This window comes from Serratia sp. CY55921 (genome assembly GCF_052167655.1).
In the GTDB taxonomy this organism is placed as follows: domain Bacteria; phylum Pseudomonadota; class Gammaproteobacteria; order Enterobacterales; family Enterobacteriaceae; genus Serratia; species Serratia ureilytica.
This window is the reverse complement of the sequence record NZ_JBJNMU010000001.1, coordinates 2,128,647-2,143,986: the sequence shown is the minus strand read 5'-3', so window position 1 is coordinate 2,143,986 and position 15,340 is coordinate 2,128,647. Positions and strand designations below refer to the sequence as shown.

Genomic DNA, 15,340 nt, shown 5'->3' with positions numbered 1-15,340 from the left:
GACCGGGTTCACGTTATCCACCACGAAAACTCTGCCGTCACGAGAGCAAGCAATTCGCCGGCCGCACGCCCTATCAGGCCGCCGGCGGGTTCCGTCCGCAGGAGAACAAATACATGACATCATTAAGTAAAGAAGCCGCGCTGGTGCATGCGGCACTGGAAGAGCGTGGTCTGGAGACACCGCTGCGCGGGGAAGTGCTGGATCGCGAAACGCGCAAGCGTCGCATCAAAGAGCACATGACCGAAATCATGCAGCTGCTGAATCTCGATCTGTCTGACGACAGCCTGGCGGAAACGCCGCATCGCATCGCCAAAATGTATGTCGACGAGATCTTCTCCGGTCTGGACTACGCCAACTTCCCGAAAATCACCGTCATTGAGAACAAAATGAAGGTGGATGAGATGGTGACGGTGCGCGATATCACGCTGACCAGCACCTGTGAACACCACTTCGTCACCATCGACGGCAAGGCCACCGTGGCCTATATCCCGAAAGACTCGGTGATCGGTCTGTCGAAGATCAACCGCATTGTGCAGTTCTTCTCCCAGCGTCCGCAGGTGCAAGAGCGCCTGACCCAGCAGATCCTGGTTGCGCTGCAGACCCTGCTCGGCACCAATAACGTGGCGGTATCGATCGATGCAGTCCATTATTGTGTCAAAGCGCGCGGCATTCGCGACGCGACCAGCGCCACCACCACCACCTCGTTGGGGGGGCTGTTCAAGTCCAGCCAAAATACCCGCCAGGAGTTCCTGCGCGCGGTGCGCCATCACCAGGGGTGATGGCGTTGCGGGGCGACTCGCAAAACGACAACAGGCGCCTGCGGGCGCCTTTTTCATGAGCGGAAGACAGCGATAAAAAATGAACAGTCATCCTCTGCCGCGCATCGCCACGCTGGACTGCGTGCGCGGCATCGCCATCCTCGGCATCTTATTGCTGAACATCAGCGCCTTCGGCTTGCCGAAGGCCGCCTACCTCAATCCGGCCTATCTGGGGATGCCGTCATCGCGCGACGCCTGGACCTGGGCGCTGCTGGATCTCTTCGCCCAGGCCAAGTTCCTGGCGATGTTCGCGCTGCTGTTCGGCGCCGGGCTGCAAATGCTGCTGCGGCGCGGCAAAAGCTGGATCCGCGCGCGGCTGTCGTGGCTGGTGCTGTTCGGCCTCGCGCACGCCATCTTCCTGTGGGACGGCGACATTCTGCTGGCCTACGGGCTTATCGGCCTGGTGTGCTGGCGCATGATCCGCGAAGCCAAAGACACACTCCAACTGCTGAAAACCGGCGTGGTGCTCTACCTGATCGGCGTGGCGGTGCTGCTGCTGCTCGGTTTTGTCTCGCACGGTGAACCGGGCAGCTTCTGGCAGCCGGGCGTGGCGGAGTTGCAGTACGAGAAGTTCTGGAAGCTGCAGGGCGGTTTCGAAGCCTGGCGCAGCCGCGCCGATCTGCTCTCGTCCAGCCTGCTGGCCATCGGCGCGCAGTATGGTTGGGAGCTGGCGGGGCTGATGCTGTTCGGCGCCGGGCTGATGCGCAGCGGCTGGCTGCGCGGCAGCTATTCCTCCGGCTATTACCTGCGGCAGGCGGCGTGGCTGTTGCCGCTGTCCGTGCTGATCCAACTGCCGGCGGTGGCGCTGCAATGGCAGGTGCACTGGGACTATCGCTGGAGCGGTTTCCTGCTGCAGGTGCCGCGCGAGCTGGGCGCGCCGCTGCAGGCGCTGGGCTATCTGGCGCTGTGTTACGGTTTCTGGCCCGCGCTGTCGCGCCTGCGCATCGCCCACTGGCTGAGCCAGGTGGGGCGCATGGCGCTGAGCAACTACCTGTTGCAAACGCTGATCTGCACTACGCTGTTTTATCGCTTTGGCCTCTATGAGCAGTTCGACCGGCTTCAGCTGTTGGCGTTTGTGCCGCTGGTCTGGTGGGTCAACCTGGTCTTTTCCGCACTGTGGCTGCGTTACTTCGAACAGGGGCCGATGGAATGGCTGTGGCGCAAATTGACGCAGATGGCCGCCGGTGAAACGGAATCCAAAGCGCTGAAGTGAGCGCCCATCGGCAGGTTAAAAAAATGTATGTAAACGTTTTCTTTCCTGTGACGTAATTCACGCAGAGCTGCGGGTCAATCGGGGTAGGATAGCGCCACCGGCCACTACCCCGATTTCAGGATCCCGCATGCCTCCAGTTCATCCGATCACTATTCGCGACGTGGCGAAACGCGCCGGCGTCTCCGTGGCGACCGTGTCTCGCGTGCTCAATCACAGCGCGCTGACCAGCAAAGAGACGCGCGAACAGGTGCTGCAGGCGGTGGCGGAACTGGGCTACCGCCCCAACGCCAATGCACAGGCGCTGGCGACCCAAAGCAGCGATACGCTGGGCGTGGTGGTGATGGACGTGTCCGATCCGTTCTTCGGCGCGCTGGTGAAAGCGGTAGACACGGTGGCGCAGAAACACCACAAGTATCTGCTGATCGGCAACAGTTATCATCAGGCGGACAAAGAGCGCCATGCGATCGAAGTGCTGATCCGTCAGCGCTGTAACGCCCTGATTGTTCACGCCAAAGCCTTGAGCGACGCCGAACTGATCGGCTTTCTGGAGCAGGTGCCGGGCATGGTGCTGATCAATCGGATTATCCCCGGCTATGAGCCGCGCTGCGTTGGGCTGGACAACGTCTGCGGCGCTGACATGGCGATGCGTCTTCTGCTCTCGCAGGGCCATCGGCGCATCGGTTATCTGGGCTCCAATCACCCGATCGAAGACGGGCCGCTGCGTCAGCAAGGCTATGCGCAGGCGATGGCCGCCGCCGGGCTGGCGACGCCCGACAGCTGGCGCGCGTACGGTTCGCCGGATCTGCAGGGCGGCGAGGCGGCGATGGTCGAGCTGCTGGGGCGCAACTTACAGCTGAGCGCGGTGTTTGCCTACAACGACGCCATGGCCGCCGGCGCCATGGCGGTGCTGAAAGAAAACGGTATCACGGTGCCACAGCATTTTTCGCTGATCGGCTTCGACGACATTCCCATCGCGCGCTACACCAGCCCTAAACTTACCACGGTGCGTTACCCGATCGTTTCGATGGCCACGTTGGCGACCGAGCTGGCATTACAGGGCGCAGCAGGCCTGGCGGAGCCGCAGGCGAGCCATCTGTTCATGCCGACGCTGGTGCGGCGCCATTCTGTCGCCCCCTGGCAAAGTGAGGCGACGGTCACTCTCTGACGATTTAATCTTGTGTAACCGTTTTCAATCTGTGAGAAAATTCACAGAATATTAACATCACGCCGTCTATGCTCTAGGCGTTTTCAGGCGCAAAGGCCCTTGCCGCTGTAACCGTTTATCTCGCGCTGACACAGCATTTCTCGGAAATAACAAGATCCACGGACGACAGGTGTTGAGTGGAAATCGCCTGGCCTGGGGTGCGCGCACTGCCGGTGACCATTGGCTCAAAGACGAGTAATACCCTACACAGAACCGGAGATTGACAATGAATAAGAAGGTTTTCACCCTGGCCGCCATGGCCGCTGCCATGATGTTTGGCGCCGCAGCCCATGCTGATACCCGTATTGGCGTCACGATTTACAAATACGACGACAACTTCATGTCGGTGGTGCGCAAAGCGATCGAGAAAGACGCCAAGGCTTCACCGGACGTTACCCTGTTGATGAATGACTCGCAGAACGATCAGTCCAAACAGAACGATCAGATCGACGTGCTGCTGGCCAAGGGCGTGAAAGCGCTGGCGATCAACCTGGTCGACCCGGCCGCGGCGCCGGTGGTTATCGATAAGGCGCGCGCAAACGATATCCCGGTGGTGTTCTACAACAAAGAACCTTCCCGCAAAGCGCTGGACAGCTATGACAAGGCGTATTACGTCGGCACCGATTCCAAAGAGTCCGGCGTGATCCAGGGCGAACTGATCGCCAAACACTGGAAAGCCAATCCGGCCTGGGATCTGAACAAAGACGGCCAGATCCAATTCGTGCTGCTGAAGGGCGAGCCGGGCCACCCGGATGCCGAAGCGCGCACCACCTACGTGGTGAAAACGCTGAACGAGAAAGGCATCAAGACCCAACAGCTGCAGTTGGATACCGCGATGTGGGATACCGCGCAGGCGAAAGACAAGATGGACGCCTGGCTCTCCGGCCCGAACGCCAACAAGATCGAAGTGGTGATCGCCAACAACGACGCCATGGCGATGGGCGCGGTGGAAGCGCTGAAAGCGCACAACAAGACCAGTATTCCGGTGTTCGGCGTGGATGCGCTGCCTGAAGCGCTGGCGCTGGTGAAATCCGGCGCGATGGCGGGCACGGTGCTGAATGACGCCGACAATCAGGCGAAGGCCACCTTCGAGCTGGCGAAAAACCTGGCGGCGGGCAAACCGGCCACCGAAGGCACCCAATATAAAATCGAAAATAAAGTCGTGCGTATCCCTTACGTCGGCGTAGATAAAGACAACCTGTCTCAGTTCATTAAATAAGAATTGAGATCCCGCTAAGACCCCGCCTGCGGCGCCAACACCAGGGATACCGCCGGCGGGGATGTTTACGACTGCAAGATCGTTAAGCCAGGTGTATTTATGGCCGATAGCTCACGCGAATTTTTGCTGGAAATGACGGATATTTGTAAGTCATTTCCCGGCGTCAAAGCCTTGGACAATGTCAATTTACGCGTCCGTCCGCACTCCATTCACGCCCTGATGGGGGAGAACGGCGCGGGGAAATCGACGTTGTTGAAATGCCTGTTCGGCATTTACAAAAAAGACAGCGGCAGCATTGTATTTCAGGGCCGGGAAATCGACTTCAAGAGCTCGAAGGAAGCGCTGGAGCACGGCGTTTCCATGGTGCATCAGGAGCTGAACCTGGTGCTGCAGCGCACCGTGATGGACAACATGTGGCTGGGACGCTACCCGACCAAAGGCCTGTTCGTCGATCAGGACAAGATGTTCAAAGACACTCAGGCGATCTTCGACGAGCTGGATATCGACATCAACCCGCGCGAAAAGGTGGGCAACCTGTCGGTGTCGCAGATGCAGATGATCGAGATCGCCAAAGCGTTTTCCTATGACGCCAAGATCGTCATCATGGACGAACCGACCTCTTCGTTGACGGAGAAAGAGGTCAATCACCTGTTCACCATCATCCGCAAGCTGAAAGAGCGCGGCTGCGGCATCGTCTATATCTCGCACAAGATGGAAGAGATCTTCCAGCTGTGCGACGAGATAACGGTGCTGCGCGACGGCCAGTGGATCGCCACCCAGCCGCTGGAAGGGCTGGATATGGACAAGATCATCGCCATGATGGTCGGCCGCTCGCTGAGCCAGCGTTTCCCCGACAGGCAGAACACGCCGGGTGAGGTGATCCTCGAGGTGAAGAACCTGACGTCGCTGCGCCAGCCTTCGATCCGCGATGTGTCCTTCGATCTGCACCAGGGCGAGATCCTCGGCATCGCCGGGCTGGTGGGCGCCAAGCGCACCGACATCGTCGAGACGCTGTTCGGCATTCGCGAGAAGGTGGCGGGCACTATCAAGCTGCACGGCAAGGCGATCGACAACCACAGCGCCAACGAAGCGATTAACCACGGTTTCGCGCTGGTGACCGAAGAGCGCCGATCCACCGGGATTTACGCCTACCTCGACGTGGGTTTCAACTCGCTGATCTCCAACATCCGCAATTATAAAAACAAGCTCGGCCTGCTGGACAACGCGCGGATGAAGAGCGACACCCAGTGGGTGATCGACGCCATGCGGGTGAAAACGCCGGGGCATCACACCCATATCGGCTCGCTGTCCGGCGGCAATCAGCAAAAGGTGATCATCGGCCGTTGGCTGCTGACGCAGCCGGAGATCCTGATGCTGGATGAACCGACGCGCGGCATCGACGTGGGCGCCAAGTTCGAGATCTATCAGCTGATGACCGAGCTGGCGAAGAAGGGCAAGGGGATCATTATCGTCTCGTCCGAAATGCCGGAGCTTTTGGGGATCACCGACCGCATTTTGGTGATGAGCAACGGCCAGGTTGCGGGCATCGTTAACACCAAACAGACCTCGCAAAATGAAATCTTACGTCTTGCCTCCCTGCACCTTTAAGGATTCGAATTATGAACGCGCTAAATAAAAAAACCTTATTTACCTATTTCAAGGAAGGCGGCATTTACGTGGTGTTGCTGGTGCTGTTGGGCATCATCATCATTCAGGACCCCACTTTCCTCAGCCTGATGAACCTGAGCAATATCCTGACGCAGTCTTCGGTGCGCATCATCATCGCGCTGGGCGTGGCGGGGCTGATCGTGACCCAGGGCACCGACCTGTCCGCCGGGCGGCAGGTGGGGCTGGCGGCGGTGGTGGCGGCCACGCTGCTGCAGTCGATGGATAACGTCAACAAAGTGTTCCCGCACATGGAAACCTGGTCGATTCCCGTGGTCATCCTGCTGGTGTGTGCGGTCGGCGCGGTGATCGGCCTGGTTAACGGCCTGATTATCGCCTACCTCAACGTGACGCCGTTCATCACCACGTTGGGCACCATGATCATCGTCTACGGCATCAACTCGCTGTATTACGATTCGGTCGGCGCGTCGCCGGTCGCGGGCTTCGATCCGAAGTTCTCCACCTTTGCCCAAGGCTTCTTGCGCTTCGGCGACTTCAAGCTGTCGTACATCACCTTCTATGCGCTGATTGCCATCATATTTGTCTGGATCCTGTGGACCAAGACCCGCTTCGGCAAGAACATCTTCGCCATCGGCGGCAACCCGGAAGCGGCCAAAGTGTCCGGCGTCAACGTGCCGCTGAACCTGATCATGATCTATGCGCTGTCCGGCGTGTTCTATGCCTTCGGCGGCTTGCTGGAAGCGGGGCGCATCGGCAGCGCCACCAACAACCTCGGTTTTATGTATGAGCTGGACGCCATCGCCGCCTGCGTGGTGGGGGGCGTCTCGTTTGCCGGCGGGGTGGGGACGGTGTGGGGCGTGGTGACCGGGGTGATCATCTTTACCGTCATCAACTACGGCCTGACCTATATCGGCATCAACCCGTACTGGCAGTACATCATCAAGGGCAGCATCATCATCTTCGCCGTGGCGCTGGACTCGTTGAAATACGCCAAGAAGAAGTAGATCTACCGCAGCAGAGACGACAAGGCCGGCAAAATATGCCGGCCTTTCTTTTGGGCGTTTGCTGCGTCAAGGCTGTTTGGCTTTCTGTTTCTCTTCTTTCAGCTTGTGCTCCAGCTCCACCAACTGTTCCGGTGACACGGCGGGATAACCCTGGGCGTCTTCCGGCACGGTGTGCATGGCGGAGATCGGGATCAGCGGGCCGAGGAAGCGCGGCTCGCGCTTGAGGATGTACAGATCGGTCAGCGCGCCCAGACGGGCGAAGATCTCGCGGGCGCGCACCGTCATCATGTCCTTCGGCGACGGCACCGCGTAACACTGCGCCTGAATGCCCATGTGCAGGGCGATAAACAGCGCGCGCTCGCAGTGGAAGCGCTGGGTGATGATGATGAAATCGTTGGTGTCGAACACCTTGCGGGTGCGCACGATGGAATCCAGGGTGCGGAAGCCGGCGTAATCCAGCACGATATCGCTCGGCGCCACGCCGGCGGCGATCAGATCGCGGCGCATGGTCATCGGTTCGTTATAGCTTTGCTGGGCATTGTCGCCGCTCAGCAGCAGGTATTTCACCTTGCCGCTGTTATAGGCGTTGATCGCTCCCTGAATGCGGTAACGGTAATACTGGTTGATCACGCCGGTGCGATAATACTTGGCGGTGCCGAGCACTACGCCGACCTGGCGATGCGGTAATTCCTGCAGTTCGTCGTAGACGTAAGGCGCGGTTTTCCAGCTGATCCAGCGATCGAGCGCAATAGCCGAGCCCATCAACACCGCAATGATGATGAACAGGCTGATTATCAGGCGTTTCCACATGTTGTTGCCTTACGCGCGCCGGGCTGAAAAAGATGGATCAAGGCTACTTTACCTGACCGACCGACGCAAGACGCGAACCGCCTGAAGCACGCGCGTCGCCGCATTTTTCGACGGTTCGGGCTGAAAAAAATTGATCGGCTCTGGTTGAAAGGGGGACACACAGACGGAGTTGGTAGATAAAAATGAAAAAAAACCCTGAAACTCAGCGCTCAGGGTTAACTTTTAGTGACGTTTTAAAAGTAAGATAAAATAAACTTGGCTAAGGTTTTTTTCCTGACATTCATCAAACCAATATCTTTGATGACTTCCAGATACTCTTTCTTCAGCTCTTTAGGTAAACGTTTGAAGCAGGCCTTAGCATCATTGAGTGATGAGCTAACACAATGAGAAATAAAACTATTTAAGCAAGCGTTCAATTCATCATCCGTTTGAGAGCGCAGTGCGGTCATTTTTTTCGCCACAGTTAAATAACCAATCGCATTTCGTTCGCTCTTCTTTGATGTCATGACTGAATTAGGGCGTATACGTCTTCTGTAAAGAATATCGTTTATACAAATAATTTTGGATTTCTGTGATAGAAGGATCTTAGTAGTAAATAAATTATCTTCATGCACGATGCCCGGATAAAAAGGATTATCCTTTACAAGTTGCGTTCTGGAAATGAACATGCACGGGCTTACCGTATAGTTATTTAATTTCCATGACCTTTTGAAAAAAGTATGGCTATCCATCGCCTCTTCACACAAGCGGGTATTTCTAATGTACTTAGGAGCAAAACCTGCCGTAAGCTCATCATCTGCACTATCGTAAAAACTTTCACCATTAAAGAAAACAATATCGCTCTTAGTCGCATTAAGTGCCGAGATACATTTTGATATCAATGAGTTATCAATGGCATCATCACTATCGAGAAAAATGACGAACTCGCCTGTAGCCAGTGTTAGCCCATTGTTCCTGGCGACTGACTGTCCCTGGTTTTTTTGCGTCAAAATTTTCAGTTTAGCGTTATTGTGAGCAAGTTCGGATAATAACTCTTCAGTGGTATCAGTTGATCCATCATTGACAACGATGACTTCAATGTTTTCGTAATCCTGCCCAAGCGCAGAGTTCACACACTCAACAATGTATTTGTCTGTATTATAGCTCGCTATAATAATGCTAACTTTAGGGTTCATATTGATTAAACTCAATCGGGATTAGTTTTAATTAGACTAACACGATTAGAAATTTTTTTAAACAAAAAAAACGCATTGATTAAAATTTGTGGGGAAGATCCGAGAATTAATGACGCATTTGTTATAATGAGATGACTGGCCAATTCTACTTTCTGTCGTCAACAGGGCCGGGAGTTGTTCCCCGGCCCTGTGAGTTTATACTTTTTTTAGTACAGCCTTTTTGAAATAATTAATTCTATCGCGTAAGAAAAATATTGATGTGACGAAGTATATAACTGCACCAAACAATGATACGCAAATCAATGAAAATATGCTATTTATCTCAATTTTTAAGTGGGAGAGGTGTAACAGCCAGTAGAGTGCTGCAAACATGATCCCTGAACAAATTCCTGGTCCAATGAGTCTGACAATAACCTCAAACAGGTTACCCCCTAATAGCCGCATTGTGATAGACATTGCCGGAATGAAGTTTATTACGTTAGCAACGAAATACAGCATAGTGAGTGTAATAATGTCGTATTGTACACCGATGATGAATGCACTTAATAGTAGGAAAGAGCCAAGGAAACCTAACATCAACAATATCCCTGCGCGCCCTTTAGACATTAAAACTGCACCGGTAGAACTGGTCAGAGACTGAACAATTCCTGTAGGTGCCAACCAGAGCATAATTGTGGCACTCAATGCCCACTCTGGTCCGAAAACAATATTAAAGAACGGTTCTCTTAGCGTTGCCAGACCTACCATCAGAGGAAAAACAAGGAATGTAATTACATCGATTGATTTCAGAAACAGCTTTTTGACTTCTGCTTCATTGTCTTGCTGACGACTCATTATAGGGAACAGTGAGCGGGACGCAATGAAAGTTAGGTTTTGAAGTGGAAATAGCATGATTCTGTAAGCCAGAGAATAAGAGCCGAGAACACTAGCACTCATATAACGACCAATAAGCATGCTGTCGGCATTTCTGGAGAAGTAATTGACAAAATTGAATAGTGTAAGATTACCGCTAAAGGAGAAAATTAATTTCAACTCTTCTCTGTTAAAAATTTTCTTTAGGCTTGGTCGCCAATCGCTTTTTATCCAAAGTAGGGTTGTTGATATAATTGCCGTCAGTAAGTTTGATACGACAAGACTATATACGCCAGCCCCCATATATGCAAGTATAATCGCAGCGATGAGAGAAATAATACCTGCGGACAACTCAATCAAAGAAGTTGTCATAAACTTTGAATTTCTTTCCAATAACGCCAGGTGGGTAGAACCGCTACTGGCAATAGGAAATGAAATGGACAAGAGAAGCAATACCTCGACTAATCGTGGTTCTTTAAATAAATGTGCAATTAGCGGTGAGAAAATTACAATTACAATGGCTATGATTGTCCCCATTGTAATGTTGAGACCAAAAATAGCGTTAATTGTGCTGTTCTTTAAATCACGATGTTGAATGATGGCCGCAGAGGTGCCCAAATCCCTGATCAAAAGGGAAAAGTTAATCACGACATAAGCCATGGCCATTAAACCGAATTCCCCGGGGGGAATCAGCCTTGCCAGAACGAGCATGCTCATTAACTGGGTGAAAACCTTACCCATTTGTGACAGAGTTACCCACTTTGCATTACTTAATGCGCTCATAAAAAACCTTAATGCTAATTCAAACCCTGAAAATAATGTTCATATTAAAAAACAATAAAAAAGTGCCCCGCCAATAAAAAATTAATTGAAAATACGAAATCTCTTCAAGATGATAAGTACTGTTTTATTTTTCAAAATAGTATGCCCTAAAAAATAATTTATGGGGTATTTAGACATAGCAAGTCACATTTTTCAAGGATTCTATAGGAGCAGAGAGCATTATCAGAATAGGTTGAGATTGGCGAAGGGCGACTTCAGAATCGAGTCGTGAAGTTTGCTTGTAAGGTGGTGAAAATGTATCCATAGCCATGAGGTCGCCAGCATTGCAGCCTTAATGCTCGGTACACAGAAGGGTAGTGATTGGTGGATTGTGGCAATCACTACCTCGGTATTCGTGCAATGTGCCTTGATAAGAAAGTCCTGGCCGGACCGCTATGGCTAAGAAAATTTCAGGCCTATCGTTGCAGACGCAGGGAAGGCTACGATAGGCCTGGATAATTCAGAACGAGGTGCGCTTATAGCTGCGGTACTGCGGCCGCCAGAAGTTGTGCTCGATGGCTTTCGACAGTGCGTCTTCGGAGGTGACGATCGCCACACCCTGCAGCTGCGCCGCTTTGCCCACTTCCATGGCGATGCACTTGGATACGCCCTGAATATCGTCGATATTCGGCAGCAGCGCGCCGTGGCCGTCGGTCGCCAGCGGCGAACAATCCGCCAGCGCGCGGCTGGCGGCCATCAGCATGGCGTCGGTGACGCGGGTGGCGCCGGAGGCCAGCACGCCCAAACCGATGCCCGGGAAGATGTAGGAGTTGTTGCACTGAGCAATCGGGTACAGCTGCTCTTTGTAGCTTACCGGCGCGAACGGGCTGCCGGTCGCGACCAGGGCGGCGCCGTCGGTCCAGTTGATGATGTCTTCCGGACGGGCTTCCACACGCGAGGTTGGGTTGGACAGCGGCATCACGATAGGGCGTTCGCAGTACTTGTGCATCTCGCGGATCAGCTCTTCGGTAAACAGCCCTGGCTGGCCGGAAACGCCGATCAGAATGGTCGGCTTGGCGTTGCGCACCACGTCCAGCAGCGAGATGGCGTCGCTGGCGGTTTCCCAACCGGCCAGGTTGTCGCTCTTCTGCACCAGCTTGCTCTGGAAGTCGAGCAGGTTCGGCAGTTTGTCGGTCAGCAGGCCGAAACGGTCAACCATGAATACGCGGGCGCGCGCTTCGTCTTCGCTCAACCCCTCGGACTTCATCTGCGAGATGATCTGCTCGGCGATGCCACAGCCGGCGGAACCGGCGCCGAGGAAGGTGACGGTCTGATCGCGCAGCTGGCTGCCGGCGGCGCGGCTGGCGGCGATCAGGCTGCCGAGGGTGACCGCGGCGGTGCCCTGGATGTCGTCGTTAAAGCAGCAGATCTCGTCGCGGTAGCGGTTCAGCAGCGGGGTGGCGTTGTTCTGCGCGAAGTCTTCGAACTGCAGCAGCACGTTCGGCCAGCGGCGTTTGACCGCCTGAATAAACTCTTCGACGAAGGCGTGGTATTCCTCGCCGGAGATGCGCGGATGGCGCCAGCCCATGTACAGCGGATCGTTGAGGCGCTGCGGGTTGTTGGTGCCGACGTCCAACACTACCGGCAGGGTATAGGCCGGGCTGATGCCGCCGCAGGCGGTATACAGCGACAGCTTGCCGATGGGAATGCCCATGCCGCCGATGCCCTGGTCGCCCAGGCCGAGAATGCGTTCGCCGTCGGTCACCACGATCACCTTGACGTTCTGTTTGGTGGCGTTTTGCAGCATGTCATCGATGCGATCGCGGTTCGGGTAGGAGATGAACAGCCCGCGCGCGCGGCGGTAGATATCGGAGAAGTGCTCACAGGCCTCGCCGACGGTCGGGGTGTAGATGATTGGCATCATCTCGCTCAGGTGCGAGTCCAGCAGGCGATAGAACAGGGTTTCGTTGGTGTCCTGGATGTTGCGCAGGTAGATGTGCTTATCGTTATCGTTCTTGAAATCCTGATACTGACGGTAGGCGCGTTCCACCTGTTCTTCGATGGTCTCCACCGCTTCCGGCAGCAGGCCGTGCAGGTTGAAGTGGCTACGTTCTTCCTCGGTGAAAGCGCTGCCTTTGTTCAGCAGCGGAAATTCCAGCAGAATCGGGCCGGCGTAAGGGATGTAGAGCGGGCGTTTGCTTTCGTATTCTAGTTCCATCAGTTTTACTCTTCACGTATCAGATAACTGTATTGCCGACGATCCTAAAAGATAAAGAGAAGATGTACAGCATTTGTTGCCCGATGATGAACCAGGTTGGCGTAATTATCGACAATCAAATGATTTTTTAACTAAAGAAAGTGTCTCTGGCGGCGTCGGGGCATTGTATTTGGCTGGCAGTGCTGTTAGCGGCGGAACCGAATGGCTCCGCCGTCGTGCGCTTAGAAGGGGGCGCGGCTGACGTTTTGGCAACCCAGCGCCGCCAGGGTGACGCGGGTGGCATCCCACTGGCTGATGCTCGCGTCCTGCGGTTCAGCCAGGACGGCGCGACGGATAGCCCGGCAGTCGCCGCCGGAGAGGTTCAGCAGGATCAGCGCGGCCTGCAGCGGCGGCAGGCTCGGGTTAAAAGCGGCGTTTTCCGCATAGCGGCCGGCGTAGATATTGCCGTCTGCCGTTTCCAGCGCCACGCCGCTGTGGGCGTTGCTGTACGGCGCGTGGCTCCGGTTGGCCGCCGCCAGCGCCGCTTGCGTCAGCGCATCGTTCAGCGGCAGTTGATGCCCGTGATTGACCTCGTCCATCAGCAGTGAGGCGACATCCAGATCTTTCGGGCCGAAGGCGTCCGGCAGATAGTCCGCCAGCGTGGCCGGCGCGCGGCCAGGCAAACGGATTTGCAGCGCGCCGCCGCTGTTCAGCTCATTCATAAACTGGCGGCAGTGGCCGCACGGCGTATAGTTGACGGTAATCGAGGCCAGCGCTTTTTCGCCGCGCAGCCAGGCGTGAGTCACTGCGCTTTGTTCCGCATGTACGGATTGCTGCAGCGGCGCGCCGCTGAATTCCATATTGGCGCCGAAATAGAGATTGCCGCTTTGCCCGCGCGCGATGGCGCCGACGTGGAAATGCGATATCGGGGTTAACGAGCAGGCCGCCGCCAGCGGCAGCAGCGCGAATGCCAGCGCGTCATCGTCCAACCCGCAGCCTGAGCGGATCGCCGCCGCTTGCTCGGCCGTGAACATCGCCGGAAAGTCGGACGCGTCCAGATAGGGCTGCAGGGCGGATTGCAGTGTCGCGGGCAGTGCGCTGAAAGCGGTGTGAAAACGCGGATGCATGGAAGGTCTCTCTACAGGTTAACGGGATCACATTCTAGGCAGGCCAGAGACATTAAAGTGTGATCAATGTCTCTTAAATGATGAAATCAATGCAATAAAAGGCGTAAATGCGAGATGTATCGCAAGTTTCACCCTGATCAACCGAACAGATGCAACAGCACCGGAAACACAAATGGCGCCAGCAGCGAGGTGATGATGCCGCAGATCACCAGCGCCAGCGAGCCGAAGGCGCCCTCCTGATAGTCCATCTCCGCGCAGCGCGCGGTGCCCAGCGCGTGGGAAGCCGTGCCCATCGCCAGGCCACGCGCCGAGGGCGTCGTGATTTTCAACAGGTTGAACAGCGTGTGGCCGAACACGGCGCCGAGGATGCCGACGAAAATAACGCAAACCGCGCTGATCGCCGGAATGCCGCCGAGCGAGTCCGCGACGGCCATCGCGATCGGCGTAGTGACCGATTTCGGCAAGATAGAGGCGGCGATTTCCGGCGTGGCGCCCAACCACAGGGCGATGGCGCCGCCGCTGATCATGGCGGTCAGGCTGCCGATGAAGCACACCGTGATAATCGACTTCCAGCGCGCGCGGATTTGGTGCAACTGCTCATACAGCGGGAAGGCCAGCGCGACGACCGCCGGCTGCAGCAGATCGTTGAGGATCCTGCTGCCCTGGAAGTAGCGCTCATAGGAAATGCCGCTGAGCAGCAGCAGTGGGATGATCACCGCCATGGAAACCAGCAGCGGATTGAGCAGCGGCATGTTCAACTTGCGCGCCAGCCAGCGCGCGGCGAAATAGACCGCTAGCGTCAGCGGCAGCGACCACCAGATTTCGTGGATCATGAGTTGCCCTCCGTGTCGTCGGGCTTGCCGGCAATGCGGCGCTCGCGGTGAAAATAGTGTGAGGTATAGCCGACCACCACCAGCACCATCAGCGTGCTGATCAGGCAAGAAATGACCAGCGGGCCCAGATGCGCGACGATCTGGTCGTAATATTTCATCACGCCGACGCCGATCGGCACGAACAGCAGCACCATGTAGCGGATCAGCAAATGACAGCCGGGTTTAACCCATTTGGCCGGCAGGATCTGGGTGGAGAGCAGCGCGAACAGCAAGAGCATGCCGATGATGCTGCCGGGAATGGCGAACGGCAGCAGCGCCGCCACTGCGTTGCCGACGAACAGACACAGGTAGATGAGGAGCAGGGCCCTGAGGTATTTCCAGCACAGTGTGAGCACGTTGGCCATTGTCTTTTCCCGTTTAACCGATGAATTCATCATACAATTAAACTGTGAGCCACGCCACAGATCGCACTATGAATTCTCGCTATGCCTGCCATGCGC

13 protein-coding genes are annotated in these 15,340 nt (G+C 55.5%); 6 read left to right on the top strand and 7 right to left on the bottom strand.

Annotated elements, in window-relative coordinates:
* Positions 1 to 113: 113 nt before the first annotated feature.
* The 6 genes from folE (at position 114) to mglC (ending at position 7,084) form a co-directional block, all read left to right on the top strand.
* The gene (folE, locus tag ACJ8M3_RS10325) at positions 114 to 779 is read left to right on the top strand and encodes a GTP cyclohydrolase I FolE (protein ID WP_004938969.1); all 666 of its coding nucleotides are present in this window, start codon (positions 114 to 116) and stop codon (positions 777 to 779) included.
* Between the two features lie 79 nt (positions 780 to 858).
* Positions 859 to 2,031: a DUF418 domain-containing protein YeiB gene (gene yeiB, locus ACJ8M3_RS10320; RefSeq protein WP_442514661.1), complete on the top strand. Its 1,173-nt coding sequence runs from the start codon at positions 859 to 861 to the stop codon at positions 2,029 to 2,031.
* A 127-nt stretch (positions 2,032 to 2,158) separates the two neighbouring features.
* Positions 2,159 to 3,196, top strand: coding sequence for an HTH-type transcriptional regulator GalS (gene galS, locus ACJ8M3_RS10315; protein WP_033642442.1), 1,038 nt, complete (start codon positions 2,159 to 2,161; stop codon positions 3,194 to 3,196).
* Positions 3,197 to 3,461: 265 nt separating this feature from the next.
* Complete coding sequence (gene mglB / locus ACJ8M3_RS10310) at positions 3,462 to 4,454, top strand: galactose/glucose ABC transporter substrate-binding protein MglB (protein WP_033650594.1); 993 nt, start codon at positions 3,462 to 3,464, stop codon at positions 4,452 to 4,454.
* A 99-nt stretch (positions 4,455 to 4,553) separates the two neighbouring features.
* A complete protein-coding gene (gene mglA / locus ACJ8M3_RS10305) occupies positions 4,554 to 6,062 on the top strand; it encodes a galactose/methyl galactoside ABC transporter ATP-binding protein MglA (protein ID WP_004938959.1) in 1,509 nt (502 codons plus the stop codon).
* Positions 6,063 to 6,073: 11 nt separating this feature from the next.
* A complete protein-coding gene (gene mglC, locus ACJ8M3_RS10300) occupies positions 6,074 to 7,084 on the top strand; it encodes a galactose/methyl galactoside ABC transporter permease MglC (protein WP_033650595.1) in 1,011 nt (336 codons plus the stop codon).
* Between the two features lie 66 nt (positions 7,085 to 7,150).
* On the opposite strand, the gene sanA is transcribed toward mglC, so the two are convergent.
* The 7 genes from sanA to ACJ8M3_RS10265 all read right to left on the bottom strand — a co-directional run bounded on the left by sanA (position 7,151) and on the right by ACJ8M3_RS10265 (position 15,244).
* A complete protein-coding gene (sanA, locus tag ACJ8M3_RS10295) occupies positions 7,151 to 7,894 on the bottom strand; it encodes an outer membrane permeability protein SanA (protein ID WP_004938948.1) in 744 nt (247 codons plus the stop codon).
* Positions 7,895 to 8,127: 233 nt separating this feature from the next.
* Positions 8,128 to 9,069 carry a glycosyltransferase family 2 protein gene (locus ACJ8M3_RS10290; RefSeq protein ID WP_089196797.1) on the bottom strand — a complete coding sequence of 314 codons (942 nt, stop codon included), beginning with the start codon at positions 9,067 to 9,069 and terminating at the stop codon, positions 8,128 to 8,130.
* A gap of 195 nt (positions 9,070 to 9,264) precedes the next feature.
* Positions 9,265 to 10,704 carry a lipopolysaccharide biosynthesis protein gene (locus ACJ8M3_RS10285; RefSeq protein WP_089196798.1) on the bottom strand — a complete coding sequence of 480 codons (1,440 nt, stop codon included), beginning with the start codon at positions 10,702 to 10,704 and terminating at the stop codon, positions 9,265 to 9,267.
* Positions 10,705 to 11,203: 499 nt separating this feature from the next.
* Positions 11,204 to 12,901, bottom strand: coding sequence for an NAD-dependent malic enzyme (locus ACJ8M3_RS10280; RefSeq protein WP_089196799.1), 1,698 nt, complete (start codon positions 12,899 to 12,901; stop codon positions 11,204 to 11,206).
* Between the two features lie 221 nt (positions 12,902 to 13,122).
* Positions 13,123 to 14,007: a cytidine deaminase gene (gene cdd, locus ACJ8M3_RS10275; RefSeq protein ID WP_060659738.1), complete on the bottom strand. Its 885-nt coding sequence runs from the start codon at positions 14,005 to 14,007 to the stop codon at positions 13,123 to 13,125.
* Between the two features lie 137 nt (positions 14,008 to 14,144).
* Positions 14,145 to 14,840 carry a CidB/LrgB family autolysis modulator gene (locus tag ACJ8M3_RS10270; protein ID WP_033642447.1) on the bottom strand — a complete coding sequence of 232 codons (696 nt, stop codon included), beginning with the start codon at positions 14,838 to 14,840 and terminating at the stop codon, positions 14,145 to 14,147.
* The gene (locus ACJ8M3_RS10265; protein WP_033642448.1) at positions 14,837 to 15,244 is read right to left on the bottom strand and encodes a CidA/LrgA family protein; all 408 of its coding nucleotides are present in this window, start codon (positions 15,242 to 15,244) and stop codon (positions 14,837 to 14,839) included. Before ACJ8M3_RS10265 ends, ACJ8M3_RS10270 begins: the two co-directional genes overlap by 4 nt.
* Positions 15,245 to 15,340: the final 96 nt, after the last annotated feature.

Bases quoted from the DNA above. Each gene is read 5' to 3' on its own strand.
- mglB (WP_033650594.1), top strand. From the start codon at position 3,462: ATGAATAAGAAGGTTTTCACCCTGGCCGCCATGGCCGCTGCCATGATG.
- ACJ8M3_RS10285 (WP_089196798.1), bottom strand. From the start codon at position 10,704: ATGAGCGCATTAAGTAATGCAAAGTGGGTAACTCTGTCACAAATGGGT.
- sanA (WP_004938948.1), bottom strand. From the start codon at position 7,894: ATGTGGAAACGCCTGATAATCAGCCTGTTCATCATCATTGCGGTGTTG.
- ACJ8M3_RS10290 (WP_089196797.1), bottom strand. From the start codon at position 9,069: ATGAACCCTAAAGTTAGCATTATTATAGCGAGCTATAATACAGACAAA.
- folE (WP_004938969.1), top strand. From the start codon at position 114: ATGACATCATTAAGTAAAGAAGCCGCGCTGGTGCATGCGGCACTGGAA.
- yeiB (WP_442514661.1), top strand. From the start codon at position 859: ATGAACAGTCATCCTCTGCCGCGCATCGCCACGCTGGACTGCGTGCGC.
- mglA (WP_004938959.1), top strand. From the start codon at position 4,554: ATGGCCGATAGCTCACGCGAATTTTTGCTGGAAATGACGGATATTTGT.
- cdd (WP_060659738.1), bottom strand. From the start codon at position 14,007: ATGCATCCGCGTTTTCACACCGCTTTCAGCGCACTGCCCGCGACACTG.
- ACJ8M3_RS10270 (WP_033642447.1), bottom strand. From the start codon at position 14,840: ATGATCCACGAAATCTGGTGGTCGCTGCCGCTGACGCTAGCGGTCTAT.
- mglC (WP_033650595.1), top strand. From the start codon at position 6,074: ATGAACGCGCTAAATAAAAAAACCTTATTTACCTATTTCAAGGAAGGC.
- ACJ8M3_RS10265 (WP_033642448.1), bottom strand. From the start codon at position 15,244: ATGGCCAACGTGCTCACACTGTGCTGGAAATACCTCAGGGCCCTGCTC.
- ACJ8M3_RS10280 (WP_089196799.1), bottom strand. From the start codon at position 12,901: ATGGAACTAGAATACGAAAGCAAACGCCCGCTCTACATCCCTTACGCC.
- galS (WP_033642442.1), top strand. From the start codon at position 2,159: ATGCCTCCAGTTCATCCGATCACTATTCGCGACGTGGCGAAACGCGCC.